The sequence below is a fragment of the Pandoraea sp. CB10b_02 genome (assembly GCF_002216225.1).
In the GTDB taxonomy this organism is placed as follows: domain Bacteria; phylum Pseudomonadota; class Gammaproteobacteria; order Burkholderiales; family Burkholderiaceae; genus Pandoraea; species Pandoraea nosoerga.
Genome location: NZ_NJGW02000004.1, coordinates 247,409 through 273,856 on the forward strand (window position 1 = coordinate 247,409; position 26,448 = coordinate 273,856).

Annotated in this window: 22 protein-coding genes and 1 pseudogene; 22 read left to right on the forward strand and 1 reads right to left on the reverse strand. The window is 66.9% G+C overall.

Going from position 1 to position 26,448, the window contains the following annotated elements:
- Positions 1-182 precede the first annotated feature (182 nt).
- The 16 genes and pseudogenes from CDN36_RS06280 to CDN36_RS06355 all read left to right on the forward strand — a co-directional run bounded on the left by CDN36_RS06280 (position 183) and on the right by CDN36_RS06355 (position 18,255).
- Entirely contained in the window at positions 183-620 is a 438-nt protein-coding gene (locus tag CDN36_RS06280) for a MerR family transcriptional regulator (protein ID WP_287496259.1), read from the forward strand.
- 278 nt (positions 621-898) lie between these two features.
- Positions 899-1,363: a PaaI family thioesterase gene (locus CDN36_RS06285; protein ID WP_150553959.1), complete on the forward strand. Its 465-nt coding sequence runs from the start codon at positions 899-901 to the stop codon at positions 1,361-1,363.
- A 126-nt stretch (positions 1,364-1,489) separates the two neighbouring features.
- A complete protein-coding gene (locus CDN36_RS06290; protein WP_150553960.1) occupies positions 1,490-2,671 on the forward strand; it encodes an isovaleryl-CoA dehydrogenase in 1,182 nt (393 codons plus the stop codon).
- A gap of 100 nt (positions 2,672-2,771) precedes the next feature.
- Positions 2,772-4,601, forward strand: coding sequence for a bifunctional isocitrate dehydrogenase kinase/phosphatase (gene aceK / locus CDN36_RS06295; RefSeq protein ID WP_287496260.1), 1,830 nt, complete (start codon positions 2,772-2,774; stop codon positions 4,599-4,601).
- A 48-nt stretch (positions 4,602-4,649) separates the two neighbouring features.
- Positions 4,650-5,330: a carbonate dehydratase gene (gene can, locus CDN36_RS06300; RefSeq protein WP_150553962.1), complete on the forward strand. Its 681-nt coding sequence runs from the start codon at positions 4,650-4,652 to the stop codon at positions 5,328-5,330.
- Positions 5,331-5,480: 150 nt separating this feature from the next.
- Positions 5,481-6,665, forward strand: coding sequence for an acetyl-CoA C-acetyltransferase (locus tag CDN36_RS06305; RefSeq protein WP_287496261.1), 1,185 nt, complete (start codon positions 5,481-5,483; stop codon positions 6,663-6,665).
- 40 nt (positions 6,666-6,705) lie between these two features.
- Complete coding sequence (locus CDN36_RS06310; protein WP_150553964.1) at positions 6,706-7,383, forward strand: SDR family oxidoreductase; 678 nt, start codon at positions 6,706-6,708, stop codon at positions 7,381-7,383.
- Between the two features lie 210 nt (positions 7,384-7,593).
- Positions 7,594-8,199, forward strand: a complete 606-nt coding sequence (locus tag CDN36_RS06315; RefSeq protein ID WP_287496262.1) for a 2-hydroxychromene-2-carboxylate isomerase — start codon at positions 7,594-7,596, stop codon at positions 8,197-8,199.
- A gap of 18 nt (positions 8,200-8,217) precedes the next feature.
- Positions 8,218-8,640, forward strand: a complete 423-nt coding sequence (locus CDN36_RS06320; protein ID WP_287496263.1) for a YchJ family protein — start codon at positions 8,218-8,220, stop codon at positions 8,638-8,640.
- Between the two features lie 153 nt (positions 8,641-8,793).
- A complete protein-coding gene (locus tag CDN36_RS06325) occupies positions 8,794-10,401 on the forward strand; it encodes a carboxyl transferase domain-containing protein (RefSeq protein ID WP_287496264.1) in 1,608 nt (535 codons plus the stop codon).
- Between the two features lie 18 nt (positions 10,402-10,419).
- Positions 10,420-11,211, forward strand: a complete 792-nt coding sequence (locus CDN36_RS06330) for an enoyl-CoA hydratase/isomerase family protein (RefSeq protein WP_150553968.1) — start codon at positions 10,420-10,422, stop codon at positions 11,209-11,211.
- 306 nt (positions 11,212-11,517) lie between these two features.
- On the forward strand, positions 11,518-12,894 hold the full coding sequence (bioA, locus tag CDN36_RS06335) for an adenosylmethionine--8-amino-7-oxononanoate transaminase (RefSeq protein ID WP_287496312.1): 1,377 nt from the start codon (positions 11,518-11,520) through the stop codon (positions 12,892-12,894).
- Positions 12,891-14,099 carry an 8-amino-7-oxononanoate synthase gene (gene bioF / locus CDN36_RS06340; protein ID WP_287496265.1) on the forward strand — a complete coding sequence of 403 codons (1,209 nt, stop codon included), beginning with the start codon at positions 12,891-12,893 and terminating at the stop codon, positions 14,097-14,099. Before bioA ends, bioF begins: the two co-directional genes overlap by 4 nt.
- A complete protein-coding gene (gene bioD / locus CDN36_RS06345; protein ID WP_150553970.1) occupies positions 14,092-14,886 on the forward strand; it encodes a dethiobiotin synthase in 795 nt (264 codons plus the stop codon). The genes bioF and bioD overlap by 8 nt, the downstream gene beginning before the upstream one ends.
- Before the next feature lie 117 nt (positions 14,887-15,003).
- Positions 15,004-15,993 (forward strand): annotated as a pseudogene (gene bioB / locus CDN36_RS06350) (biotin synthase BioB); the annotation flags it as partial.
- Between the two features lie 240 nt (positions 15,994-16,233).
- Positions 16,234-18,255: an acetyl/propionyl/methylcrotonyl-CoA carboxylase subunit alpha gene (locus tag CDN36_RS06355; protein ID WP_287496267.1), complete on the forward strand. Its 2,022-nt coding sequence runs from the start codon at positions 16,234-16,236 to the stop codon at positions 18,253-18,255.
- 127 nt (positions 18,256-18,382) lie between these two features.
- Here CDN36_RS06355 and CDN36_RS06360 read toward each other — a convergent pair whose 3' ends face one another.
- The gene (locus CDN36_RS06360) at positions 18,383-19,195 is read right to left on the reverse strand and encodes an AraC family transcriptional regulator (protein ID WP_150553973.1); all 813 of its coding nucleotides are present in this window, start codon (positions 19,193-19,195) and stop codon (positions 18,383-18,385) included.
- A gap of 239 nt (positions 19,196-19,434) precedes the next feature.
- Between CDN36_RS06360 and CDN36_RS06365 the strand changes: the two genes are divergently transcribed.
- From CDN36_RS06365 to CDN36_RS06390, 6 genes are all read left to right on the forward strand, one after another.
- Entirely contained in the window at positions 19,435-20,343 is a 909-nt protein-coding gene (locus CDN36_RS06365; protein ID WP_150553974.1) for an NAD(P)-dependent oxidoreductase, read from the forward strand.
- 214 nt (positions 20,344-20,557) lie between these two features.
- Positions 20,558-21,772, forward strand: a complete 1,215-nt coding sequence (locus tag CDN36_RS06370; protein ID WP_287496268.1) for a porin — start codon at positions 20,558-20,560, stop codon at positions 21,770-21,772.
- A 1,154-nt stretch (positions 21,773-22,926) separates the two neighbouring features.
- Positions 22,927-23,172 (forward strand): hypothetical protein, encoded by a 246-nt coding sequence (locus tag CDN36_RS06375; RefSeq protein WP_150553976.1) that lies wholly within the window; start codon positions 22,927-22,929, stop codon positions 23,170-23,172.
- Positions 23,173-23,533: 361 nt separating this feature from the next.
- Positions 23,534-24,457: a DMT family transporter gene (locus CDN36_RS06380; protein ID WP_287496269.1), complete on the forward strand. Its 924-nt coding sequence runs from the start codon at positions 23,534-23,536 to the stop codon at positions 24,455-24,457.
- A gap of 92 nt (positions 24,458-24,549) precedes the next feature.
- The gene (locus CDN36_RS22575) at positions 24,550-25,404 is read left to right on the forward strand and encodes a helix-turn-helix domain-containing protein (protein WP_502920343.1); all 855 of its coding nucleotides are present in this window, start codon (positions 24,550-24,552) and stop codon (positions 25,402-25,404) included.
- Between the two features lie 575 nt (positions 25,405-25,979).
- The gene (locus CDN36_RS06390) at positions 25,980-26,357 is read left to right on the forward strand and encodes a helix-turn-helix domain-containing protein (protein WP_150553978.1); all 378 of its coding nucleotides are present in this window, start codon (positions 25,980-25,982) and stop codon (positions 26,355-26,357) included.
- Positions 26,358-26,448: the final 91 nt, after the last annotated feature.

Below are 26,448 nucleotides of genomic sequence, written 5' to 3' on the forward strand. Positions count from 1 at the left end.
GGCGGCGACACCGATTGCACAGGAGTCGAGTTGACGCTAACGTAAACGGCAATTCTATCTGTAATGGTAAGCACCTGCTTAATCCCTTGCCGGACCGCCGGCCTAACTGATCGCCTAACCGACCGCTTAGCCGATCGCTTAACCACCCGCTCAATCGCCCGCCCAATCGCTCGCTTAACCCGATGCTCACATACACGATCACCGATCTCGCGCGCGAGTTCGACATCACGCCCCGCGCGATCCGCTTCTACGAGGATCAGGGCCTGCTCACGCCGGCCCGCGAGGGTCCGGGTGGCCGTCACCGCGTCTACACGGGGCAGGACCGCACGCGGCTCAAGCTCACGTTGCGCGGCAAACGCCTCGGGCTGACGCTCTCCGAGATCAAGACGATTCTCGACCTCTACGAGTCGCCCAAGGACACGGTGCCGCAGCTCAAGGTGTTTCTGGAGACGCTGTCGCAGCACCGGCAAGTGCTCGAGCAGCAACTCGAAGACCTGCATGCCACGCTCGATGAGGTGTCTCAGCACGAAGCCCAATGCCTCGCGCTGCTCGAGGCGGCCGGCGAGACACCGCCGCCCACCCCGTCTCGACGCGGCAAGACAACCACGCCTTCGCACTGATGGCCGGCGGGCCGATGCGCCCGGCACCTCCTGCCTCCCATGCATCGCACCGCACGACCCGCAGGCCACAGCCCGCTTCACGCCCCCAACAGCCGCTCCCGCGGTGACGCCAACGCCCGGGGCCGGCGCAAATCCGCGCTCGTCGGCGCCTTGTCGCTTGCGGCCCGCTCCCCCCGGTGCCCCGTTCTCGTTTCTCGCACTCTGGAAAATCCTTACTTTACGTTTACGTAAACGTAAAGTAATATCTCGACACTCGTGTTTTTGTGGACTTTGTCGCCATGGTTACCGTCCCTGTCTCTCATGCCGCACCGCTCGATGACGCCATCGCGGCGAAAATTCGCGCGAGCTTCGACAGCCAGGGCGTCATGACGCATTGGGGCGCGCACATCACGCATCTGGCCGACGGCCATTGCGAGATCTCGCTGCCCTTCTCCGACAAGGTCAACCAGCAACACGGCTTCTTCCACGGCGGCGTCATCGGCGCCATTGCCGATTCGGCGGGCGGCTACGCCGGCTACACGCGCATTTCGCCCGAACAGGAGCTCGTGACCGCCGAGTACAAGCTCAACATTCTCGCGCCCGGCAAGGGCGATACACTGGTCGGGCGCGGCCAGGTCGTCAAGGCCGGACGCACGCTCATCGTCACCACCGCCGAACTGTTCGCCATCGACAACGGCAAATGGACGCTGTGCGCGCTGATGCAACAAACGCTGTTCGTGCTGGGCGCGACGCCCGCGCGCTAAGCGCCGCCGCGCGCCGCCCGAATCAGCGAGTTCACCGGATTCATCGAAGCAAGCAACGCTTTTTCGCCTCATCATCGAACATACGCGCGGGCGCCACGCCACGCGCCGCCCTCTGGAGACTGCGTCATGACTATGTTGCCCGGCCTCAATTTCATGCTCGGCGAAGACCTCGACATGCTGCGCGAATCGGTGGCGAACTTCGCCGCGAAGGAAATCGCCCCGCGCGCCGCCGAAGTGGATCGAACCGACCAGTTCCCGATGGACCTCTGGCGCAAGATGGGCGAGCTGGGCGTGCTCGGCATGACGGTCTCGGAAGAATACGGTGGCGCGAACATGGGCTACCTCGCGCACATGGTGGCGATGGAGGAAATCTCGCGCGCCTCGGCCTCGATCGGTCTTTCCTACGGCGCGCATTCGAACCTGTGCGTGAACCAGATTCATCGCAACGGCACGGCCGCGCAAAAGGCGAAATACCTGCCGAAGCTGGTGTCGGGCGAACATGTCGGCGCATTGGCCATGAGCGAGCCGAATGCCGGCTCGGACGTGGTGAGCATGAAGCTGCGCGCGGAAAAGCGCGGCGAGCGCTACGTGCTCAACGGCACGAAGATGTGGATCACCAACGGCCCGGACTGCGACACGCTGGTGGTCTACGGCAAGACGGACCCGGAAGCGGGCGCGCGCGGCATGACGGCCTTCATCGTGGAAAAGGGTATGAAGGGCTTTTCGGTCGCCCAGAAGCTCGACAAGCTCGGCATGCGCGGCTCGCACACGGGCGAACTGGTATTCGAGAACGTGGAAGTGCCGGAAGAGAACGTGCTGGGCCAGGTCGGCGGGGGCGTAAAGGTGCTCATGAGCGGCCTGGACTACGAGCGCGCCGTGCTCGCGGGCGGCCCGCTCGGCATCATGCAGGCAGCCATGGACGTGGTGGTGCCCTACATCCACGACCGCAAGCAGTTCGGCCAGGCGATCGGCGAATTCCAGCTCATCCAGGGCAAGGTGGCCGACATGTACACGATCCTGCAGGCGAGCCGCGCGTATCTGTATGCCGTGGGCCGCCAGCTCGACTCGCTGGGCAGCGAACACGTTCGTCAGGTCCGCAAGGACTGCGCCGGCGTGATCCTCTACACGGCGGAGAAGGCCACATGGATGGCCGGCGAGGCGATCCAGATCCTGGGCGGCAACGGCTACATCAACGAGTATCCGGTCGGCCGCCTGTGGCGCGATGCGAAACTCTACGAAATCGGCGCCGGCACCTCGGAAATCCGCCGCATGCTGATCGGCCGGGAACTGTTCGCGGAAACGATGTAATCGAGCCCCTACGAGACACGAGACAGGCCTGCGGACGCCGAGCGCGGCGCTACAATCGACGCAAGCGCGCCACGGCGCCCCTCAGGCCGTCACGACCGGTATGAATCACTTCCCGAAACTCCTGTCGTCGCAGTTTGCTTTCGACGTCGCCCGCACGATGCTAGACGGCTTCGACAAGCATTACCGCATCTTCCGCGAGGTGTGTGTCGCGGCGCAGGCCTGTTTCGAGGCGGGTGACTTCATGGGCATCCAGAAGCTGCAGCGCGATCGCATCGCCTATTACGACGAGCGCGTGCGCGAGTGCATCGTGACGCTGGAGGACGAATTCGACGCGCAATCGCTCGACGACGAAGTCTGGCGCCAGGTCAAGCTGCACTACATTGGCCTGCTCACCGAGCATCGCCAGCCGGAGCTTGCCGAGACGTTCTTCAACTCGGTGTGCTGCAAGATCCTGCACCGTTCGTATTTCAACAACCGTTTCATCTTCGTGCGCCCGGCCGTGGCCACGGAGTACATCGAGAACGATGCGCCTGCGGCCAGGCCAACGTACCGCGTCTATTACCCGACGCACGACGGCATGGCCGCCACGCTCGCGCGCATCGTCACGAACTTCCAGCTCACGCGCCCCTTCGCCGATCTGCCGCGCGACGTCGGCTATGTAATGCGCGCCCTCGGCGAAGCCTTCGGCGCCGACTTCGAGCCCGCGCCGAATTTCCAGATTCACGTGCTCTCGTCGCTGTTCTTTCGCAACAAGGCGGCGTACATCGTCGGGCGCATCGTCAACGGCGACAAGACCACGCCGCTGGCCATCCCCATCATGCACGACGCGAACGGCAAGCTCGCGCTCGACGCCGTGCTGCTGCGCCGCGACCAGTTGCGCGTGATCTTCAGCTTCACACACGCGTATTTCATGGTCGACATGGAAGTGCCGTCGGCTTACGTGCATTTCTTGCGCACGATCATGCCGGGCAAGCCGAAGGCGGAAATCTACACCTCGGTCGGCCTGCAAAAGCATGGCAAGAACCTGTTTTACCGCGATTTTCTGCATCACCTGAAGCATTCGAGCGACAAGTTCGTGATGGCGCCCGGCATTCCCGGGCTGGTGATGCTGGTATTCACCCTGCCCTCGTATCCGTATGTCTTCAAGCTGATTCGCGAGCGCTTCGCGCCGCCCAAGGAGACAACGCGCGAACAGGTGAAGGCCAAGTACCTGATGGTCAAGCAGCATGATCGCGTGGGCCGGATGGCCGACACGCTGGAATTCTCCAGCGTGGCCTTTCCGCTCTCGCGCTTCGACGACGCCCTGCTCGCGCAGTTGCGCGCCGAAGTGCCCTCGCTGCTGGAGGTCGATGGCGACGCCCTGGTGATTCGCCACTGCTACATCGAGCGCCGCATGACGCCGCTCAACCTGTGGCTGCAGACGGCCACGGACGCCCAGGTCGAGCACGCCATGCGCGAGTACGGCAACGCGGTAAAGGAGCTGATGGCGGCAAACATCTTCCCGGGCGACATGCTGTACAAGAATTTCGGCGTGACCCGCCATGGCCGCGTGGTCTTCTACGATTACGACGAACTGGAATATCTGACGGATTGCCACATCCGGAAGGTGCCGGAACCGCGTAACGAAGAAGAGGCGATGTCGGGTGAAGTCTGGTACCGTGTAGGCCCGCACGACGTGTTTCCGCAGACGTTCGAGACGTTTCTGACCGGAGATGCGCGCGTGCGGCGCTATCTGAGCCAGCATCATCCGGATTTCTTCGATCCGGGCCTGTGGCAGGACTATCAGGACCGGGTGCGAGCCGGACAGATGCACGACTTCTATCCGTATGATGTCTCGCTTCGATTCGTCAACCGCTACGGCGCCGGGCACGGCGCCACGGCCGCCGCGGATGCCGCGGATGCCGCGCGATCGCGCGCGGCGGCGGCCTGAGCGCACCACGCATCGCAGCGCACGACACCGCCTCCGGATGACACGATCATGACTGAAGACAAAGACCAACCTCTCATCCATCTGCTCGACAACAACCGCGCATGGGTCGCCAGCGTGAACGCGGAAGATCCCGCGTTTTTCGAGCGGCTGGCCAAGCAACAGGCCCCGCAATACCTGTGGATCGGCTGTTCCGACTCGCGCGTGCCCGCGAACCAGATCACCGGCCTCGCGCCGGGCGAGGTGTTCGTGCACCGCAATATTGCGAACGTGGTGGTGCACAGCGACCTGAACTGCCTGTCGGTTTTGCAGTTCGCCATCGAAGTGCTGAAGGTCCGCCACATCATGGTGGTGGGCCACTACGGCTGCGGCGGCGTGGGCGCCGCGCTCGACGGCGCGAAGATGGGCCTCGTCGACAACTGGCTGCGTCATGTGCGCGACGTCTACGAACGCCACGTCGACCAGATCGACGCGCTGCCCTCGCGCGACGCCCGACACGACCGGCTGTGCGAGCTCAACGCCATCGAGCAGGTCGTCAATATCTGTCACACGACGGTATTGCGCGACGCCTGGGCGCGTCATCAGCCCGTCACGGTGCACGGCTGGGTGTACGGCCTGCGCGACGGCCTGGTGCGCGACCTGCGCATGTCGGTCAACAGCCTCGAAGCCCTGCCGCGCGTGTATGAGCGCTGCGTGGCCGCGATGGCCGAATTGCGTCAGCCTCGCGCCTGAGCCTGCCGGCATGGTCCGGCCCCGCAGCGGGCCGGACACTCCTGCAGCGCGCGTGGACGACGGAGGACTGAAGCACTGGAAATTCCAAGGCCGGCGCGCCCGTCCCGACGACGGCGCGCCGGCATCGTCAACCGATTACAGGAGACTGCCATGCAACAAGACCCGATCGTTATCGTTTCCGCTGCGCGCACGCCGATGGGCGGCCTGCAGGGCGTGTTCGGCGACGTCGCCGCGCCGCAGTTGGGCGCCGCCGCCATTCGCGCCGCCGTCGAGCGCGCCGGCCTCGGGCCGGAGCAGGTCGACGAAGTCGTGATGGGCTGCGTGCTGCCCGCCGGCCAGGGACAGGCGCCCGCGCGCCAGGCGGCACTCGGTGCGGGGCTGCCGCTCGGCGCCGGCGCCACCACCGTGAACAAGATGTGCGGCTCGGGCATGCGCGCCGCCATGTTCGCCCACGACATGCTCGCCGCGGGCAGCGCCGACGTGATCGTCGCCGGCGGCATGGAGAGCATGAGCAACGCGCCATACCTGCTGCCCAAGGCCCGCGCCGGCATGCGCATGGGCCACGGTCAGGTCATCGACCACATGTTCTTCGACGGCCTGGAAGACGCCTACGACAAGGGCCGTCTGATGGGCACCTTCGCCGAGGATTGCGCCGAACGCTACGCCTTCACGCGCGAGGCGCAGGACGCCTTCGCGATCGCCTCGCTCGAGCGCGCGCAGCGCGCCACGAAGGACGGCTCGTTCCAGTGGGAGATCACGGCCGTGACGGTGCCGGGCCGCAAGGGCGACACCATCGTCGAGCAGGACGAGCAACCGTTCAAGGCCAACGCCGAAAAGATCCCCACGCTCAAGGCCGCGTTCCGCAAGGACGGCACGGTCACCGCCGCGAACTCGTCGTCGATCTCCGACGGCGCCGCCGCGCTCGTGCTCATGCGCGAGTCGAGCGCCAGACGACTGAGCCTCGCGCCGCTCGCGCGCATTGCCGGACACAGCACGTTCGCGCAGCAGCCCGGCCTGTTCACGACGGCCCCGGTCGGCGCCATGCGCAAGCTGTTCGAGAAGACGGGCTGGTCGTCCAACGACGTCGATCTGTACGAAATCAACGAAGCATTCGCAGTTGTCACGATGGCGGCGATGCACGAATTCAATCTGCCGCACGAGAAGGTGAACATTCACGGCGGCGCGTGCGCGCTGGGCCATCCGATCGGCGCCTCGGGCGCGCGCATCCTCGTCACGCTCCTGGGCGCACTGCGCAAGACCGGCGGCAGGCGCGGCGTGGCGAGCCTGTGCATCGGCGGCGGCGAAGCCACCGCGATGGCCGTCGAGCTCGTTTGATGCGCGTGGGCCAGGCGCACACAGGACAGGACGAACCGTCATGAAAACAGCTCTCATCCTCGGCGCGTCGCGCGGCATCGGCCTGGAGTTCGTGCGCCAGTACCGCGCGCAGGGCTGGCGCGTCATTGCCACCGCCCGCAACGAGAACGGTCTGGCCGCGCTGCGCGAGCAGGGCGCGGAACCGCTCAAGCTCGACGTCACGCGCATCGAGTCCGTCTCGGGCTTGCCGTGGCAGCTCGACGGCGTGGCGCTCGACGTGGCGATCTACAACGCCGGCGTGAACGCCGAGCGCACGACGGGACTCGCGCCCGTCACGCAAGCGGAGTTCGACCGTGTGTTTCATACGAACGTGCTCGGCGCCATGCAAGCCGCGCCCCTCGTGCTGCCGTTCGTGGAGGCCGCTGGCGGCACGTTCGGGTTCCTGTCGAGCCGCATGGGCAGCATCGCATTGATGGAGTCGAACGGCAGTTGGCTGTACCGCGCGAGCAAGACCGCCGTGAATTCGGTGGTCAGGGCGACTTCGCTCGAGGCGCAGCGCGCGACGTGCGTGGCCCTGCATCCGGGTTGGGTGCGCACCGACATGGGCGGCGAGAACGCCGACATCGACGTGCAGACGAGCGTGGCCGGCATGCGCCGCGTGCTCGCCCGCGCACCTGGCGAGCGCGCAACTCACAACGGCGGCTTCTTCAACTACGACGGCAGCGCACTCGCCTGGTGAGCCGTGCGGGCGCGCGGCGGCGACACGACCCACGCGGATCGAGCGCAGCGGGACGTGAGCCGCAAGCAATGAGCAACGAACGACGGGCAATGAACAATGAGCAGCGTTCGGGCCGATGAAGCCCGGCGATCGACGGAATAACAAGCTGTAGCCGCACCGCCGCATCTTTTGATTCGCGGGCCAGACACGTCACTCTGACACGGAGCCAACATGACGTCCGCCATCGACTTTTATTTCGACTTCGCATCCCCGTATGGGTATTTTGCGAGCACCTGCATCGACGAGATCGCCTCGAGGCACGGGCGCGGCGTTGCGTGGCATCCGATCCTGCTCGACATCGTCTACAAGGTAAACGGCACGGGCGCGCCGGTGCAGCATCCGATCAAGACCGAGTACCTGCGCCACGACGTGGAGCGCACGGCGCGCTTTCACGGCATTGCGTACAAACGACCGTCGCACTTCCCCATTCCGACGCAGTGCGCCGAGCGCGCCGTGCTGTGGGTGCAGGATCATCGCGGCGGCGACCTGTCGGCCGAATTCGCGAAGTCGATCTTCCGCGCGCTATACGTCGACGACGTGAACATTGGCGAGCCGGCGGAGCTGGTCAAGCTCGGCGAGAACCTGGGCATCGACGGCGCGGCGCTCGACGCGGGCATGCACTCGCCCGCTGCGAAGGACCACCTCAAGGCCGAGATCGATCTGGCGATGGCGCGCGGCGTGTTCGGCTCGCCTTTCGTGATCGTGGACGGCGAACCGTTCTGGGGGTTCGATCGCTTCGCCCAGGTCGAAGCGTGCCTGAAGAACGGCAGGATCTGACAACAAGGCAAGACACACATGGCAAGACCCGACTCGTCGCGCGCACCCCGCGCAACAACTTGCGAGCGCGAAGCGTGTCCCTGCGGCGGCCCCGCGTTCGCGGACTGCTGTGGCCGCTACCTGGAACACGGCGACATCGCGCCGAGCGCGCTGGCGCTGATGCGCTCGCGCTACACCGCATACGTGCGTCGTGACGCGCCGTATCTGCTCGACACCTGGGCGGCCCGCACGCGCCCGGCCTCGCTCGACTTCGACGACGCCCCGCAGTGGCTCGGCCTGCAGGTCAAGGCACACGTGCAACACGACGACGCGCATGCCGAAGTCGAATTCGTCGCGCGCTACAAGGTCGGCGGCCGGGCCCATCGCCTGCACGAGCGCAGCCGCTTCGAGCGTGGGGAGGACGGACGCTGGCGCTACCTCGACGGCGATCTGCTCGAATGAGCGATCGACGCACCGGGTGATGACGCGGGCGGGCGCTCACCGAGTCCCCGCGCGCCCCCCGCGCCCTCGAGCTCCTCACGCGCCGTGTTTCCGTAGTCGCACTCCCGTATTCAGGCTTTCAACGACAACTCACTTTCCACCGGATTTCGTCACATGCCGATTCTCGACAGCAAACTCAACCCGCGCGGCGAAGACTTTGCACGCAACGCGGCCGCGATGCAGACCCTGGTCGACGACCTGCGCGCCCGGGTCGCGCAACTCGCCGGTGGCGGCGGTGAGGCCGCCCGCAAGAAGCACGTCGCCCGCGGCAAGCTGCTGCCGCGCGAGCGCGTGCAGCAACTGCTCGATCCGGGTTCGCCGTTTCTCGAACTCTCGCAACTTGCCGCGTTCGGCATGTACCACGACGACGCGCCGGGCGCCGGCATCATCACGGGCATCGGGCGCGTGTCCGGCCAGGAGTGCGTGATCGTGTGCAACGACGCCACGGTCAAGGGCGGCACGTATTACCCGATGACCGTCAAGAAGCACCTGCGCGCGCAGGAGATCGCCGAGCAGAACCACCTGCCGTGCATCTATCTGGTCGACTCGGGCGGCGCCAACCTCCCGAACCAGGACGACGTGTTTCCCGATCGCGACCACTTCGGCCGCATTTTCTACAACCAGGCGCAGATGTCCGCCAAGGGCATTCCGCAGATCGCGGTGGTGATGGGGTCGTGCACCGCCGGCGGCGCCTATGTGCCGGCCATGAGCGACGAGTCGATCATCGTGAAGGATCAGGGCACGATCTTCCTCGGCGGCCCGCCGCTGGTGAAGGCCGCGACCGGCGAGGAAGTCAGCGCCGAGGATCTCGGCGGGGCCGATGTCCATACGCGTCTTTCCGGCGTGGCCGATCACTTCGCGATGAACGACGCACACGCGCTGTCGATCGCGCGCGGCATCGCGGCCAACCTCAACCGCCGCAAGCCTGCCACGGTGGCGCTCAGGCCGCCCGTCGAGCCGAAGTACGACGCGCGCGAGCTCTACGGCGTGATCCCGGCCGACACGAAAAAGCCGTTCGACGTGCGTGAGGTGATCGCTCGCCTGGTCGACGGCTCCGAGTTCGACGAGTTCAAGGCGCGCTACGGCACTACGCTCGTGTGCGGCTTCGCGCACCTGTGGGGCTATCCGGTCGGCATCGTCGCGAACAACGGCATCCTGTTCTCCGAGTCGGCGCAAAAGGGCGCGCACTTCATCGAACTGTGCTGCCAGCGCAAGATTCCGCTGATCTTCCTGCAGAACATCACCGGCTTCATGGTCGGGCGCAAGTACGAGAACGAGGGCATCGCCAAGCACGGCGCGAAGATGGTCACGGCCGTGGCCACCGCGAACGTGCCGAAGTTCACGGTCATCATCGGCGGCTCGTTCGGCGCCGGCAATTACGGCATGTGCGGGCGGGCGTATTCGCCGCGCTTTCTGTGGATGTGGCCGAACGCCCGCATCTCGGTGATGGGCGGCGAGCAGGCTGCCTCGGTGCTCGCCACCGTCAAGCGCGACGGCATCGAAGCCAAGGGCGGCGCATGGAGCGCCGAAGAGGAAGACGCCTTCAAGCAGCCGATCCGCGACCAGTACGAGCGCCAGGGCCATCCGTATTACGCGAGCGCCCGCCTGTGGGACGACGGCGTCATCGACCCGGCCGACACGCGCACGGTGCTCGGCCTCGGGCTGTCGGCCGCGCTCAACGCGCCCATTCCGGACACGCGCTTCGGCCTGTTCCGCATGTAATCGACGAGGACTCCCGCCATGCAACTCGATACGCTCAAACTCAGCGTCGAGCACCACATCGCCACCGTCACGCTCAACCGCCCGGACGTGCGCAATGCGTTCAACGAAACGGTCATCGAAGAGCTGACCGGCGCGTTTCGCGCGCTCGGCGCCAATGACGACGTGCGCGCCATCGTGCTCGCCGCCGAAGGCGTGGCGTTCTGCGCCGGCGCCGATCTGAACTGGATGAAGAAGATGGCCGGGTACTCGGACGCCGAGAACCGCGCCGACGCGATGACGCTCGCCGTCATGCTCAACACGATCTACCGCTGCCCGAAGCCGGTGATCGCCCGCGTGCAGGGCGACACCTATGCCGGCGGCGTGGGACTGGCCGCCGTGGCGGACATCGTGGTGGCCGTCGACACCGCGCACTTCTGCCTGTCCGAAGCGCGCCTGGGGCTGATTCCCGCGACGATCGGCCCATACGTCATTCGCGCGCTGGGCGAAGCCGCCTCCCGGCGCTACTTCCTCACCGCCGAACGCTTTACGGCCGCCGCGGCGCAGCGCCACGGCCTGGTCCACGAGGTCGTCGCGGCCGATGCACTCGACGCCACCGTACAGGCGCTCGCCGAGGGGCTCGCGCAGAACAGCCCGAACGCGGTGAAGGAGTGCAAGCGTCTCGTGCAGGACTTCGCGAGCCGGCCGATCGACGACGCGGCCATTGCCGATACGGCGGATCGCATCGCGAAAATCCGCGCCTCGGACGAGGGCCGCGAGGGCGTGCGCTCGTTCCTCGAGAAGCGCGCGCCTTCGTGGCGCGACGCGTCCTGAGCGCCTTGCGCGCTTTGTCACGAACGGGTCCAACGGCGGTTACAAATTTTTTTCGTAAGGGGTGACGGCGGAGATGCCGCAACGTTGTCGACGGGTTTTGAGAATTTATCGATAACGTCATGCTACGGCACGTAAAACAGCGAGTTTTCGCGCCAATTTCGCCTATTGCCCTGCCAAAACGCTTTGCCTACCATGCGCCCATCCCCCACCTCCGGCCCCATGCCACCGTGCCCCGCGCACGGCTCGCGTGCGGCCAGCCGGACGCACGGCGAACGCCGCGCGCACCGGCCAACCAAGGAGTCAATGATGGACGCATCCCTGCGCCCCCACGCCGGCCCCGGCGATCTCGCCGCGCGCAGTCTGCGACAGGTTTGGCACCCCTGCACGCAGATGAAGCAACAGGCACAGTTGCCTCTCGTCGCGTTGTCTCACGGCGAAGGCCCCTGGCTCGTCGACACCGACGGCGAGCGTTATCTCGACGCCATCAGTTCGTGGTGGGTCAATCTGTTCGGCCATGCGAATCCGCGCATCAATGCGGCGCTCGTCGACCAGCTCGGCCGCCTCGAGCACGCCATGCTCGCCGGCTTCACACACGAGCCGGTGGTCGCGCTCTCGGAGCGCCTGTCCGCGCTCACCGGCGGCGTGCTCGGCCATGCGTTCTTCGCATCCGACGGCGCCTCGGCCGTCGAGATCGCGCTCAAGATGAGCTTCCACGCGTGGCGCAATGGCGGACACGGCGAGAAGCGCGAATTCGCGTGCGTGCGTCATGGCTATCACGGCGAGACGCTCGGCGCGCTGGCCGTGACCGACGTGGCCCTGTTCCGCGACGCCTACGATCCGCTGCTGCGCCATGCGCATGTGGTGGGCTCGCCCGATGCGCGCAACGCCCGCGACGGCGAGTGCGCGGCCGACGTCGCGCGACGCGCGGCCGCCGAACTCGAGGTGCTGCTCGCGCAGCGCGAAGGACGTATCGCGGCGGTGATCGTGGAGCCGCTCGTGCAGTGCGCGGCCGGCATGGCGATGCACGATCCGGTGTACCTGCGCCGCGTGCGGGAGCTGTGCGACGAGTACGGCGCACACATGATCGCCGACGAGATCGCGGTCGGGTGCGGCCGCACCGGCACGTTCTTCGCCTGCGAACAGGCCGGCGTCTGGCCGGATCTGCTCACGCTGTCCAAGGGCATCAGCGGCGGCTACCTGCCGCTCTCGCTCGTCCTCTCGCGCGAGGCGATCTACGACGCGTTCTACGACGACGACACCGCCCGCGGCTTCCTGCATTCGCATTCGTACACGGGCAACCCGCTCGCGTGCCGCGCCGCGCTCGCCACGCTCGACATCTTCGCCGATGACGACGTGCTCGCCCGCAATGCACGGCGCGCCGCGCGCCTCACGCAGGCGCTCTCGCCGCTCGCGCACGACCGTCGTGCGCGACACTTTCGCCAGTGCGGCATGATCTGGGCGTTCGACGCCGTCCTCCCCGACGAGGCGGGCGCGCAGCGCGACTTCGGCCGGCGCTTCGCCGCCCAGGCGCGCACCCGCGGCGTGCTGCTGCGCCCGATCGGCGCGACGGTCTACCTGATGCCGCCGTATGTGCTGGAGGACGACACCATCGACTGGCTGGCGGCGCAAACGCTCGCCGCCTTCGACGCCGCGATGTCGCAACGCGCGGAGGCGGCCGCATGAGCGCCCACGCCCTGTTCGACCGCCTCGACGCGGGACTCGCCGCGATCGACCGCGCCCATCTGCGTCGTCATCGCCGTGTGGTGTCCACGCCTTGCCAGCCACACCTGCGCGCCGACGGCCGCAGCGTGCTCGCGTTCGCCAGCAACGACTATCTCGGCCTGGCCGCACATCCGGCGGTGGTCGACGCGCTGGTCGACGGCGCACGCCGCTACGGCGCGGGCAGCGGTGCGTCACACCTCATCAGCGGGCATTCGCAAGCGCACGCGCAGCTCGAAGAAGCGCTCGCCGCCTTCATGTCGCCGCACCTGATCGACGCCCGGGCGCTGTATTTCTGCACGGGCTACATGGCCAATCTGGCGACGATTTCCGCACTCGCCGACAAGCATGCCGACATCTTTTCCGAAGCGCTCAACCACGCGTCGCTGATCGACGGCGCACGACTGTCGCGCGCGCGCACCCACGTCTACCCGCACGGGGACGTGGCCGCGCTCGCCGCGCTGCTCGAAGCGAGCACGGCCGAGACCAAGCTGATCGTGACCGACGGCGTGTTCTCGATGGATGGCGACATCGCGCCGCTGCCGCAGTTGCTCGCGCTGGCCGAACGTCACAATGCGTGGCTGATCGTGGATGACGCGCACGGCTTCGGCGTGGTCGGCCAGAACGGCCGCGGCGTGTTCGAGCACTTCGAGCTGCGCTCGCCGAACCTCGTGATCATCGGCACGCTCGGCAAGGCCGCAGGCGTGGGCGGTGCGTTCGTGGCGGCGAACCGGCGCGTCGTGGAGTGGCTCGTCAATCGCGCTCGCCCGTACATCTTTACCACCGCCGCCGCGCCATCGCAGGCGCACGCGCTGCTCACGAGCCTCGCGCTCATCGCGGGCGACGAAGGGCGCGAGCGCCGCGCGGCGCTGCAGGCGCGCATTGCGCAACTGCGCGACTCGCTATCGCTCACGCACTGGCGGCACATGATGTCGCCGACGGCCGTGCAGCCGATCATCCTCGGCGAGAACGCCGCCGCGCTGCACGCGCAGGCGGGGCTTGCCGAAGCCGGCTTGTGGGTGCCGGCCATCCGGCCGCCGACGGTCGCGCCCGGCACCTCGCGCCTGCGCGTGACGCTGAGCGCGGCGCACACGGCCGACGACGTCGCACGGCTCGTCACGGCCATCAACCAACTCGACCGCGACTGGAGGGCGCATGCCCATGACTGATCAATCGCTCATCGCCACCCCGGCCGAACGCGCCACGCCCGCGCGGCACGCGTTCTTCGTCACCGGCACGGACACCGAGATCGGCAAGACGCTCGTCTCGTCGGCATTGCTGCACGCCGCCGCGCGACGCGGTCTTGTCTGCGCGGGCGTGAAGTCGGTCGCCGCGGGCGCCTTGGAACACAACGGCCGCTTCGTCAACGAGGACGTGGAACAACTGCACGCCGCGAGCAACCTGAAGCTGCCCGACGACTGGTACTGCCCATATGTGCTCAAGGACGCCGCCGCGCCGCACATCGCCGCTGCCGCCGAAGGCATCGCGCTCGACTGCAGCGTGATACGCGCCGGCTATGCACGCGTTGCGGCACGCGCAGACCTCGTGATCGTCGAGGGCGTGGGCGGCTTTCGCGTGCCGCTCGGCCCCGACGCCGGCGCGCCGGACACGGCCGATCTCGCCCGTCAGCTCGGGCTGCCGGTGATTCTCGTGGTCGGCCTGCGGCTCGGCTGCATCAGCCACGCGCTGCTCACCGCCGAGGCCATCGCCTCGCGCGGCCTGACGCTCGCGGGGTGGGTCGCCAACCACGTCGATCCGGACATGCGCCACGTGGACGCCAACGTGGAAGCCATCGCGTCGCGGCTCGCCGCGCCCCTGCTCGGACGCGTGCCGCATCTGCCGCACCCCGACGCCGCGACGGCCTCCGGCTACCTCGACATCGCCCCGCTCGTCGACACGACGCTGCAGCGCCACGCACAGACGGCGCTCGCGGCGCGCCCGCACACGGCGCCCTGAACACGCCCGCCGCGCGACACCAACGAATATACGAATACAAGGATTCTCACCATGCAAGTTCACGCCCACACTGCCGCACACGGCCACGACGAAGCGCTGCGCCGCAACGACACGCCCTGGAGCGTTGCCGACATCGAGGCGCTCTTCGCGCTGCCGTTCAACGACCTGATCTTCCGCGCGCAGCAGGTGCACCGCCAGCATTTCGACGCGAACGCCGTGCAGCTCTCCACGCTGCTCTCGATCAAGACCGGCGGCTGCCCCGAAGACTGCGCATACTGCCCGCAGTCGGCGCGCTACGACACCGGGGTCGAAGCCGAGAAGCTCATGCCGATCGAAGAAGTGGTGGCCGCCGCGCAGCGCGCCAAGGACGCCGGCGCCACGCGCTTTTGCATGGGCGCCGCCTGGCGCAGCCCGAAGCCGCATCAGGTCGACGCCGTCGGCGAGATGGTCCGCAGCGTCAAGGCGCTGGGCCTCGAGACGTGCGTGACGCTCGGCATGCTGCGCGACGGCCAGGCGGAGCAACTGCGCGAGGCCGGCCTCGACTACTACAACCACAACCTCGATACGTCCCCCGAGTTCTACGGGCAGATCATTACCACGCGCACGTATCAGGACCGCCTGGACACGCTCGCCCGCGTGCGCGAGGCCGGCCTGAAGGTTTGCTGCGGTGGCATCGTCGGTCTGGGCGAGACGCGCCGCGAGCGCGCCGGCCTGATCGCGCAGCTCGCCAACATGTCGCCGTATCCCGAGTCGGTGCCCATCAACCATCTGATGAAGGTCGAAGGCACGCCGCTCGAGAACAACGAGAACGTGGACCCGTTCGACTTCGTGCGCATGATCGCCGTGGCGCGCATCACGATGCCGCGCGCCATGGTGCGCCTGTCGGCCGGGCGCGAGCTGATGGACGACGCCCTGCAGTCGCTGTGCTTTCTCGCCGGCGCGAATTCGATGTTCTACGGCGAGAAACTGCTCGTCACGCAGAACCCGCAGGCCGAGCACGACCGCGCACTGCTCGCGCGTCTGGGCATGCGCACGTCGAGCGAAGAGAAACTCGCCGCGCAAGAAGCCGACGCCGGCGACCGCCTGGCGGCGTGCGCCACGCACTGACCATGGCGCCCGTGCCGCGTGAGCCGGCGTTGAAGGATTGAAGGATTGAAGGATTGAAGGATTGAAGGATTGAAGGATTGAAGGATGAGCGCCGTGGCGGGCGCGAGATCGCTCGAGACGATCGGCCGCCACGGCGAGGCCCGATAGCAAAGACAATGGCGCGAGTGCGTCGGCCGTCCGTCACGAGCGGGCGGCGCGGCACGCAAGCGCCGCCCCAATCGATCATTTTCCGGAGGCAACATGTTCGACAAGATCCTCATCGCCAATCGCGGCGAAATCGCATGCCGCGTCGCGGCGACGGCCGCCCGGCTGGGCATTCGCACGGTCGCGGTCTATTCCGACGCCGATGCGCACGCCAAGCACGTCGCCGTGTGCGACGAGGCGGTGCACGTGGGCGGCGCGGCCGCGCGCGACAGCTACCTGCGCATCGATGCCATCATCGACGCCGCCAGGGCCACCGGCGCCCAGGCCATCCACCCCGGCTACGGCTTCCTGTCCGAGAACGAGGCGTTTGCCGCCGCATGCCATGAGGCGGGTATCGTCTTCATCGGTCCGCCGGTCGGCGCCATCCAGGCGATGGGCAGCAAGAGCGCCGCCAAGACGCTCATGGAAGGCGCCGCCGTGCCGCTGGTGCCCGGCTATCACGGCGAGAACCAGGACCCCGCCTTCCTGCATGCCCGCGCCGACGAGATCGGCTACCCGGTGCTGCTCAAGGCCAGCGCCGGGGGCGGCGGCAAGGGCATGCGCGTGGTCGAGCGCAGCGAGGACTTTCGCGCCGCGCTCGCCTCGTGCCAGCGCGAGGCGGCGAGCAGCTTCGGCGACGAGCGCGTGCTCGTCGAGAAGTACCTCACGCGCCCGCGCCACATCGAGATCCAGGTTTTCGCCGACACGCACGGCAATTGCGTGTACCTGTTCGAGCGCGACTGCTCGGTGCAGCGCCGTCACCAGAAGGTGCTCGAAGAAGCGCCCGCGCCGGGCATGACCGAAGCGCGCCGTCGCGCCATGGGCGAAGCCGCCTGCAACGCCGCGCGTGCCGTGGGCTATGTCGGCGCGGGAACGGTCGAATTCATCGCCAACCAGGACGGCTCGTTCTACTTCATGGAGATGAACACCCGTCTGCAGGTCGAGCACCCGGTCACCGAGATGATCACGGGCCTCGATCTGGTCGAGTGGCAGTTGCGCGTGGCCGCCGGCGAGGTCCTGCCGCGCAAGCAGGAAGCACTGCAGATCCACGGGCACGCGCTCGAGGCGCGTATCTACGCCGAGAACCCGGACAACAACTTCCTGCCCTCGACGGGCACGCTCTCGACGCTGCGCCCGCCCGCGGCCGTACAGTTCGAGATCGGCGGCGCGGGCGCACCGGCGCCCGTGCGCATCGACTCGGGCGTGCGCGAAGGCGACACCATCTCGCCGTTCTACGACCCGATGATCGCCAAGCTCATCGTCTGGGGCCGGGACCGCGACGAGGCGCTCGCGCGCATGCGCCGCGCGCTGGGCCAGTACCGCGTGGTCGGTGTGCAGACGAACATCGCATTCCTCGGACGGCTCGTCGCGAGCGAGCCGTTCGCCGGCGCCGATCTCGACACCGGCCTGATCGAGCGCCACCGCGACACGCTGTTCCCGCACGCCGCGCCCGTGCCCGCCACGGCGCTCGCGTTGGCCGTTGCCGCGCAGCTCGGCCGCGAGGCGGTCGTGGGCCGGCGCAAGTATCTGGACAGCGTCGACCATCACTCGCCGTGGCAGCTCGCCACCGGCTGGCGTCTGAACGGCGACTATCAGCGCACGATGTCGTTCGATCACGGCGAGACGCGCATCGACGTCGTGCTCACGAGCGGCGCGCACACGAGCTCGCTGACCGTTGACGGCAAGACCCTGCCGTATCACTACACGCACGACGGCGGCGTGTACCGCGTGACGCTCGGCGAGCATCGCGTGCAGGGACACGTGGACTTCGAGCACGAGACGGCACACGTTTTCGCCAACGGCCAGTCGTGGGCGCTGCGCTGGCATGACCCGCTCGCACAGGCGGGGGCGCACGAGGGCGGCGAAGGCCGTCTGACGGCGCCGATGCCGGGCAAGGTCATTGCCGTGCTCGCACAGGCGGGCGCGAAGGTCGAGAAGGGGGCGCCGCTGCTCGTCATGGAGGCGATGAAGATGGAGCACACCATCAGCGCGCCCGCGGACGGCGAGATCGAGGAAGTGCTGTATGCCGTGGGCGACCAGGTGCCCGAGGGCGCCCAGTTGCTCGCGTTCAAGCGGTAGGGCGGCAAGGGGGTGGCGGGACAGGGCGGGATAGTGGGATATAGCGGCGATATGGCCGCTATATGGCCGCTATATGGCCGCTATATGGCGGCCCGGGACGGTCGCAGCGGTGCGGCGGCGGACCGGTTCAGGCGCGATCCGCCGGCGCCGCGCCGACTTCGCCGAGGATCGTCCGACGCCGGAACTGCTCCGGCGTCAGGCCCGACTGGCGGGTAAACATTTCAATGAACACGGACGGTGTTGCGTAGCCCAGATCGAGGGCGATCGATTTCACGGTGCGCCCGGCCTCCAGGCCCTCGATCGCACGAAAGAAGCGCATGCGCTCGCGCCACTGCCCCAGCGTCATCCCCAGTTCCGAGCGACAGTGACGCGCCAGCGTGCGCTCGGTCATCGAAACGGTGCTTGCCCACGCTCGCAGCGTGCGGTTGTCACCGGGCTCGTTCTGCAAGCCCTCCAGCACACGGATCAGCGCCGCGGACCTCGCCTGCGGCAGGAAGCGCGGCTCGGCCGGCGCGAGCGCCAACTGGTCGACGAGTACGTGCGCGAGGCGCCGGTCCGCGTCGGTCTTCGGGCACGCGACGCCTCGCTCCGCGAAGTCCGACAGGATCGCGCGCAGCAAGCCGCTGATACGCAGCGTCGCCGCGTGGGAGGGAAGCGCGGTGGCAAGCGAGGCGTCGATGTACACCGACCGGTAAATCACGGCGCGGGCATTGAAGCTCGCGTGCGCCGCTTTCGGCGGAATCCACACCGCATACTGCGGCGGGGACACGAAGCGCGCGCCTTCGATCTCCAACTGCATCACGCCATTGGCGACATAGTTCAATTGCCCCCAGTCGTGCCGATGCGGCACCCACGCGGTCTTCGCCGCGAACTCGTCGTAGCGAAAGTACACCGGGTACGGCAACGTCTTGAATGTCGGCCAGTTGTTGCGCACGGTCATGGCGGCACGGGTATGTGTTGGGCGAGTGTGGCGAGGCGGTCGAGGCCGGGATGCTCGGGGCGCTCGGGGGCGGTGGGTGCAATGCCCCGCCCTGCCCCCGCATGGCGGCATCTTACTGCGGCGCGGCGGCACCCGTCTTTTCGCCGTGCCCGCTCCTGTGCGCCGATCCGCGTTCGGTGTCATGCTTTCGCCTGAGGCGGGCGGCCCCCGCTCGCGGCGGGCATCGCCGCCGCGACTTCATGACATCAGGAGAACGTATGAACATCGGATTTCTCGGACTGGGCACCATGGGCGCCCCGATGGCGCGCAATCTGCTCAAGGCGGGCTTTGCCCTGCGCGTCTGGAATCGCTCGCGCGGCCCCGTCGACACGCTTGGCGCCGACGGTGCCGCCGCGTGCGACAGCCCGGCAGACGCCGCGCGCGGCGTCGACGTGCTCATCGCCATGCTGGCGGACGACGACACGACGCGCGCCGTGCTGTGCGACGGCGGCGCGCTCGACGCCCTCGCGCGCAATGCCATCGTCGTCAACATGGCGACCGTCTCGCTCGACTTTGCGCGCGAGATGCGCGCCCGCTGCGAGTCGCTCGGCCTGCGCTACGTCGCGGCGCCCGTGCTGGGGCGCGTCAACGTGGCCGAAGCGGGCCGGCTGAACATTCTCGCCGCGGGCGAGACAAGCGCGCTCGACACCGTGCAGCCCCTCCTCGACGTACTCGGCCAGCGCACGTGGCGCTTCGGCGAGGCGCCCGAGCAGGCCAACGTCGTCAAGCTCGGCGCCAATTTCATGATCGCGAGCGCCATCGAGTCGATGAGCGAGGCCGCCGCGCTCGCGCAAGGCCACGGCGTGGCCGGCGCCGACTTCATCGACATGATCACGAACACGGTGTTCGCAACGCCCGCGTACACCGGCTACGGGTCGGCCATTGCGAAGCAGGTGTTCGAGCCCGCCGGCTTCAAGCTCGCGCTGGGCGCCAAGGACGTTCGCCTCGCGCTGCTCGCCGCGGAAGCGGCGAACGTGCCGATGCCATTCGGCAGCGTGCTGCGCGACAACCACCTCGACAGCCTTGCGCACGGCGAGGGGCATCTCGATTGGGCGGCGTTGTCGCGCGTGTCCGCACGCCGGGCGGGACAACCACGCGGCGACGCATGACCTTGGCGCTCCCTGCGTTGCCCGCTTTTCCGTTTTTTGCGTTGCTTCGCAGCGAACCGTGAGGACAGTTCTTAGAAATGCCGCGCGTAGTTCTGCGCTGCGCGCGGCCTGAAGGGCTAGCTGGCGTTTCGGAATCTTCATAAGGAATCCGAACAAGGGTTCGCCAATATTCTCGGTGTCGATTTCAACCATGCGCGGCAAAGCGCTCGACACCATGACTCAACGCCCACACCTCAACACCGGCCTGCGCGCTCTGGCGCTCGCCGCAACGCTCACATCGGTTGCCCTGCCCGCAAGCGTTCAGGCGCAGAGCAACGTCACGCTCTACGGCACGGTCGATTCCGGCTTCGTCCACGCCAACCATGTGATGACCGGCAGCGGACCCGAGTCGCTGTCCGCGATCACCAGCAACATCATCTCCGGCAGCCGCTGGGGGCTGCGCGGCACCGAGTCGCTCGGCAGGGGCCTGTCGGCGCTGTTTCAGATCGAGAGCGGTTTTAGCGCCGTAAACGGTCACCTCGGCAACGGCGGTCTTGCGTTCGGGCGCAAGGCCATCATCGGCCTGCGCGGCGACGACTGGGGCGAAGTCACGATCGGCCGCCAGTACGATCCCGTGGTCAACCTGGTGCAGGGGCTGACGGCCGACGGCTACTTCGGCGGCTTCTTCGCCACGCCCGGCGACGTCGACAACTACGACAATGGCGCGCGCATCAACAACGCGATCCGCTACGCCACACCGAACTTCGGCGGCCTGCAGTTCGAGGGGATGTATGCGACCGGCAACGTCGCCGGAAAAGCGGGCGCGGGGCGCTCCTATGGGCTGGCGGCCGCATACAGCAACGGCCCGGTTGCCCTCGCCGCCGGCTACTTCTTCGCGGATGGTGGCAGCAAACGCGTGAGCCAGTTCACGCCGGAGTTCGGCATGCGTGAATGGTCTGGCAGCGCGGGCTCGCTCTTCAACTCGCCGATCAACAGCGGCTTTCGCACCGCGAGCCACGTGCGCATTGCGCGCGCCGGCGCGAAGTATGCGATCGGGCCGGCGATCCTTGGCGTGTCGTTCTCCAACGCGCAATACGCGAGCGACGCGCTGTCGATGTTCAACGGCACCGCGCGGTTCGACACCGTCAACGCCTTCGCCATGTATGCGCTCACGCCGGCCGTCAACACCGGCATCGGCTACAGCTACACGCGCATGCGGGCGGCGGGCGATCTGGCTGCGCACTACAACCAGTTCAATGCGGGCATCACGTATGCGCTGTCCAAGCGCACGTCGACTTACGTCATCGGCGGTTACCAGCATGCTGCCGGCAGGACGTTGCGCGCCAACGGCAGCGTGGGCAGCGCTATCGCGTCCGTCGGCGCCTACGGGATCGACGCCGGGGCCAACACGCAACTGCTGGTCGGCATGGGACTGAAGCACAGCTTCTGACGAACCGTGTCCCGGTCGTGTTCCGGTCGTGTCCCGGTCGCGCCCGGACCACGGGGACGCGAACGGCCGCGCCGGCATCGGCCGAACTCGTTGAAACATGCGGGTTTCGGCCGATTTGATGAATGAAGTCCGAAACCCAGTTTTCAAACGCATGTTTGGAAAAATGGGATTCATTCGTCTAAAAAAATACACTGCTGGCGTTTTTAGGTGTTTACCCTATTAGGGAATCTATTTAGAATTCATCTCCATTGAAGTTCGATGCAGATGCAAACCGACGGTAGCCATGTCTCTCGACGTTCCCTTTGAATGCGACGCGCCGGTTTTATCGCGTTGTCATGAATGAGGGAGAAGTGTTGTGGGTTTCGTCAGTTGGTTGTTGATCGCAGTCATGGCCAGTTCGGTTTCGGCAGCGCGAGTCATTCAGCTGCATCGCCGTGCCATGCGGGAGGCGGCTGCCGCTCACGTCGATCGCATACTGCGTTATCGCCGAAGCCATCGCCGCGTGCCCTGCGCGCGTATCCGCTTCAAGGACGTGGCGTAAGCCTCGCCGCGCTGCGTCCGCAGTAACAGCTGTCGTTCCGTAGTTCCGTAGTTCCGTAGTTCCGTAGTTCAGCATTATCCGCAGTAGCCGTTCAGCGAAATGCCATTGCCCATGTCTGGCGCGTGCATCGCTGTTCACGCATCACCCGCAGTCCTGGCAGTTCAGAAGGTCTCGCATCACCGCAGTATTCGTCGTTGCGGTTTGACGATTGTTGTTGTCGTAGTGAATTAAGGCGTTACCCGCAGTTGCAGTTCGCAGTACTCATCGCTGTTCTCCGGCATAGGATCATCGCCGGATGGAGAGTCATCCTCCCTGCTGTTACGAGGCATCGCTCTCACGCGTCAGAGCCGTACCGCCGCCGGCTGTTCAGGCGGCGGATCGCGCGCCCACAGCCTCGTATTGCCCACGCGTTGCACCAGACAACCCGACGCGCCGATCACACATGCGCCCATCGCCGAACGGCATCTTCACGGCCGTTCATGTTGTGCGTCATGCGCCATACCGGCCGATGCCGCGCTGTCGGAACACAGACACGCCCCCGTCACCGCGTGGGCGCCAGGCATGCGCGACCACCCGCGCCGCATGCCGCTTGATTGAAGACGAGCCCACGGAAATGAACACCGACCCCGAGCGCATCACCCTCACCATTACGCTGCATCCGAACGACCTGAAACAGCTTGACCGGGCGTGCCACCGCGTTGGCATGAAACGGGAAGATTTCTGCGTGCTGGCCACGCATCTGGAAGGGGCTCGGGTGCTCAATGGCGAGGGACTGGCCGCACTGGCGCGTCCGTTCGGTTTCGCCGCGACCCTGCCCGCCGCGCTTCGCAGCGCCTTCAATCGCCTATGCACTCGCTGACCCGGTAGGTCTGTCCCCATGCCGCCGGCGCAGTGCCTGAGCAATTCGCTGCCGTCGGATCTCGCCGTCCCGAAATCCAAGCGGGACCGTGGTCGGCCCCCAGCTCGGTGCTCTGGACGCTCTGGGCAGTCTGGGCGGTAGGCGACGAGCCGCGTGGCCGACAACGCGTCATAAATTCGCTATCGTTTGTCTGAAATTCGCTATGCGTGCGCACGCGTTCGGGCGGAGAATTCGCGCTATGCCGGCCACCTGAGGCGCGCGTTCGGCGGCGATGAGCGCGGACTTCGTGCGCCGTCGCCCGCGCCTCGTGTCCGATCCGAAGTCCCGCCTGCCGCCGATTCGGCGCCCCTTGCGACGTTCCATGGTCAATTTCGTCCTGCCGCTGACGGCCGTTCTCATCTGGTCGGCCAACGTCATTGTCAACAAGCTTTCCGTCGGCCATATCTTTCCGGCCGAAATCGCGTTCCTGCGCTGGTTCGCCGCCGCGCTGCTCCTCACGCCCCTCGCGCTGCCCGCCTTGTGGCGCGCACGTCGAGCCGCGCTGCCGCATCTCGCGCAGTACGCCACGCTCGGCGTGCTGGGCATGGCGATCTACCAGGGGCTCGCCTACAGCGCCGCGCACTACACGAGCGCGACCAACATGGGCATCATCCTGGCACTGCTGCCGCTCACCACCCTCGCGCTCGCGGTCATCGTGCTCGGCGACGCATTGAGCGCCGGCGCACTCGTGGGTGGTCTGCTGTCCGTGTTCGGCGTGCTGCTCGTCGTGGGCCACGGCTCGCTGCTGCATCTGGCCGATCAGGGCATCGGCATTGGCGACGCCATGATGGTTCTCGCCATGCTCGCCTACGCCGTGTACTGCGTGCTGCTGCGCAAATGGCGTCTGCCGCTCGCGCCGCTGCCGTCGCTCTATGCGCAAATCCTGTTCGCCGTGATCGCGCTGCTGCCCTTCTACCTCGTATCGGAAAAGGCCGGGGTGTCGATGGACAACCTGCCGCAGCTCGCCTTCGCCACGATCCCGGTCTCGATCGCGGCCCCGTTTATCTGGATGCTCGGCGTGGCGCGAATCGGGCCGCGGCGGGCCACGGTCGTCATCAATCTCGTGCCGATCTTCACGGCGCTGATCGCCGCGTTCGGGCTCGGCGAGCATCTCGCCGCCTATCACCTCGTGGGCGGCGCACTGATCCTGGCGGGCGTGGCACTCGGCGAGAACTGGCATCTGCCGATCCGGAAAGCGCGTGAACGGATATCGCCCATCCCCGATGAGTTGGGAAATGTCCGATAAATTCTGCGCTTTTCGGGTTACCCACTCTTTATAGAAGCCCGCCCGTCACGCATGGGAAGGAGAGCGATATAACGTCGCAGGACGCGGGGGGATTGATTACTCTGTGTGACTCGTCAACGGAGTCCGCCATGCAAACCAATCCACTCGCGCTGTTCGGAGACCATCTGGCCCGCTTGCGTAAGTCGCGCGGCTGGTCGCAGGAGAAACTTGCGCTCGAGAGCGGCCTGGCACGCTCGTATGTCAGCGGCATCGAGCGGGGCCGACGCAACGTCGCGCTCGTCAACATCTGTGTCCTGGCCGACACGCTGGGCGTGCCGACATCCGAGATGCTGAGGTTCACCACGACGCCGCCGGGAGCGGAAGACGCCACACCGGCCGCCGAGCGCACGCCGCTGCCGCAAATCAGCCGGTCGCTCTGTCGACTGGAGAGCCGCGATCAGGTCTGGCTCGCGGAAGTGATCCGAAGTCTGAGTTCCCGTCTGAGTCATTGCGCGCCGCCCCAGGACGACGCCGCCGCGCTGGCGGCTCCCCCGGCGTCCCCTGCCGCCCCCGATGAGGACGACAGCCACGATAACAACTCCCCGGATAACGACAACCACGGCAGCGCCGATGGCGAAGACGCCAAAGTCTGCGCGCGCACCGACGCGGCGGCTGGCGCACACCCGCCGCTTGCCGCGGACCCGTCGCCCGAGGCCAGTGATCCGCCCCCGCAAGATACGGTCGATACGGGGTTCGAAGCCGGGCTCCCGATGCGTCGCGCCTACGCAAGCGCCGGGAGCGAGGGATATCGAGACTGCGACTTGCAGGAAGCCGTTGTCCGCATGAGCCATCCACAGCGCGACGCCCCGCACGCAACTCGCGTTTCCCGCGCACAAGATATCCCTGTGCATCCCAGCATGCCGCGCCACGACAATTCACAACGTCCGCCCACAGGCGACGAAAACTGAGCGATAGCAGGGCAATCTGCGCTTAGGACATCGCGCAAAGTCCCCACAGCCGGACGGGGGCGGAGCGCGATGCTTCGTCTAGTAGGAGTGAACGGCACAGCCATCAAAATCCGGCAGGCGCGGAACGCGAGAAATTTGCATGATCGGGCGTCGCCGCGTCGCCCGAGACGCACACATTCCAATCGCGACGGGCCACCGCGGCGCGCCGGCGGCTCACACGGACCCGCGCCGGCCCGCCCCGGACGGCCTTCCCGACGTCAACATCGAGTGACATCCCAGCGCGGCACCCACCAGAATCGCGATTCCATTTCCTCCGACAAGTCCGGTGTCACACTGCGCGGCTCCGGTTGACGGAAGTGCGACAAAACGTATCACGTCACCGTCGTGGCGGTACGCATTTGGCGCAGTCATTTCTGCTGAGAGCTCGCATCTTTTGTGTCTTCTCCGAAAGTTCGCAAAAAATCCGCGTTGCAGACTCAGCAGTTCGTGCCTCGCGAACGGGGGACACCCGAGGCACCATTCCCAATGCCGGATTTTTGTTCCAACCTTCTCGTCCCTAACAAGGAAAATTTCTTATGGACACCAACTTATTTCGATTCGGCAGGCATCTCGCCGGTTTGCGCAAGAAGTACAACTGGGCACAGGACAAGCTGGCGCTCGAAAGCGGTCTGGCGCGCTCGTATCTGAGCGGTGTCGAGCGAGGCAAACGGAATATCTCGCTGCGCAACATCTGCATTCTGGCCGACACGCTCGGGCTGCCGCCGCATGAGTTGCTTGCCTTCGACTCGTCGAACGGCGTTGCGGCCGACACGGGCGCATCGACGCCCAGCGATCCGTACCCCTCGCTCAATCGGGCCATGCAGAAACTGTCCGAGCGGGACCAGGCGTGGATGGCTGATCTCGTGCGCACGCTGAGCCTGCGGCTGGGCCACGGGGCGTCGAAGGACGAATGAGTGCGCGCGCGCTCGACCCCGGCCCAGGTCATCGGGGCGATGGGGTGCGATGGGCTCCGATGGGGCGCGATGGGGCGCGGCGCGTGAGCGG

What these genes read in the sequence shown, in the direction of transcription:
- CDN36_RS06280 (WP_287496259.1), top strand. Translation starts at nt 183, where the DNA reads ATGCTCACATACACGATCACCGATCTCGCGCGCGAGTTCGACATCACG.
- CDN36_RS06285 (WP_150553959.1), top strand. Translation starts at nt 899, where the DNA reads ATGGTTACCGTCCCTGTCTCTCATGCCGCACCGCTCGATGACGCCATC.
- CDN36_RS06290 (WP_150553960.1), top strand. Translation starts at nt 1,490, where the DNA reads ATGACTATGTTGCCCGGCCTCAATTTCATGCTCGGCGAAGACCTCGAC.
- aceK (WP_287496260.1), top strand. Translation starts at nt 2,772, where the DNA reads ATGAATCACTTCCCGAAACTCCTGTCGTCGCAGTTTGCTTTCGACGTC.
- can (WP_150553962.1), top strand. Translation starts at nt 4,650, where the DNA reads ATGACTGAAGACAAAGACCAACCTCTCATCCATCTGCTCGACAACAAC.
- CDN36_RS06305 (WP_287496261.1), top strand. Translation starts at nt 5,481, where the DNA reads ATGCAACAAGACCCGATCGTTATCGTTTCCGCTGCGCGCACGCCGATG.
- CDN36_RS06310 (WP_150553964.1), top strand. Translation starts at nt 6,706, where the DNA reads ATGAAAACAGCTCTCATCCTCGGCGCGTCGCGCGGCATCGGCCTGGAG.
- CDN36_RS06315 (WP_287496262.1), top strand. Translation starts at nt 7,594, where the DNA reads ATGACGTCCGCCATCGACTTTTATTTCGACTTCGCATCCCCGTATGGG.
- CDN36_RS06320 (WP_287496263.1), top strand. Translation starts at nt 8,218, where the DNA reads ATGGCAAGACCCGACTCGTCGCGCGCACCCCGCGCAACAACTTGCGAG.
- CDN36_RS06325 (WP_287496264.1), top strand. Translation starts at nt 8,794, where the DNA reads ATGCCGATTCTCGACAGCAAACTCAACCCGCGCGGCGAAGACTTTGCA.
- CDN36_RS06330 (WP_150553968.1), top strand. Translation starts at nt 10,420, where the DNA reads ATGCAACTCGATACGCTCAAACTCAGCGTCGAGCACCACATCGCCACC.
- bioA (WP_287496312.1), top strand. Translation starts at nt 11,518, where the DNA reads ATGGACGCATCCCTGCGCCCCCACGCCGGCCCCGGCGATCTCGCCGCG.
- bioF (WP_287496265.1), top strand. Translation starts at nt 12,891, where the DNA reads ATGAGCGCCCACGCCCTGTTCGACCGCCTCGACGCGGGACTCGCCGCG.
- bioD (WP_150553970.1), top strand. Translation starts at nt 14,092, where the DNA reads ATGACTGATCAATCGCTCATCGCCACCCCGGCCGAACGCGCCACGCCC.
- CDN36_RS06355 (WP_287496267.1), top strand. Translation starts at nt 16,234, where the DNA reads ATGTTCGACAAGATCCTCATCGCCAATCGCGGCGAAATCGCATGCCGC.
- CDN36_RS06360 (WP_150553973.1), bottom strand. Translation starts at nt 19,195, where the DNA reads ATGACCGTGCGCAACAACTGGCCGACATTCAAGACGTTGCCGTACCCG.
- CDN36_RS06365 (WP_150553974.1), top strand. Translation starts at nt 19,435, where the DNA reads ATGACATCAGGAGAACGTATGAACATCGGATTTCTCGGACTGGGCACC.
- CDN36_RS06370 (WP_287496268.1), top strand. Translation starts at nt 20,558, where the DNA reads ATGACTCAACGCCCACACCTCAACACCGGCCTGCGCGCTCTGGCGCTC.
- CDN36_RS06375 (WP_150553976.1), top strand. Translation starts at nt 22,927, where the DNA reads ATGAACACCGACCCCGAGCGCATCACCCTCACCATTACGCTGCATCCG.
- CDN36_RS06380 (WP_287496269.1), top strand. Translation starts at nt 23,534, where the DNA reads ATGGTCAATTTCGTCCTGCCGCTGACGGCCGTTCTCATCTGGTCGGCC.
- CDN36_RS06390 (WP_150553978.1), top strand. Translation starts at nt 25,980, where the DNA reads ATGGACACCAACTTATTTCGATTCGGCAGGCATCTCGCCGGTTTGCGC.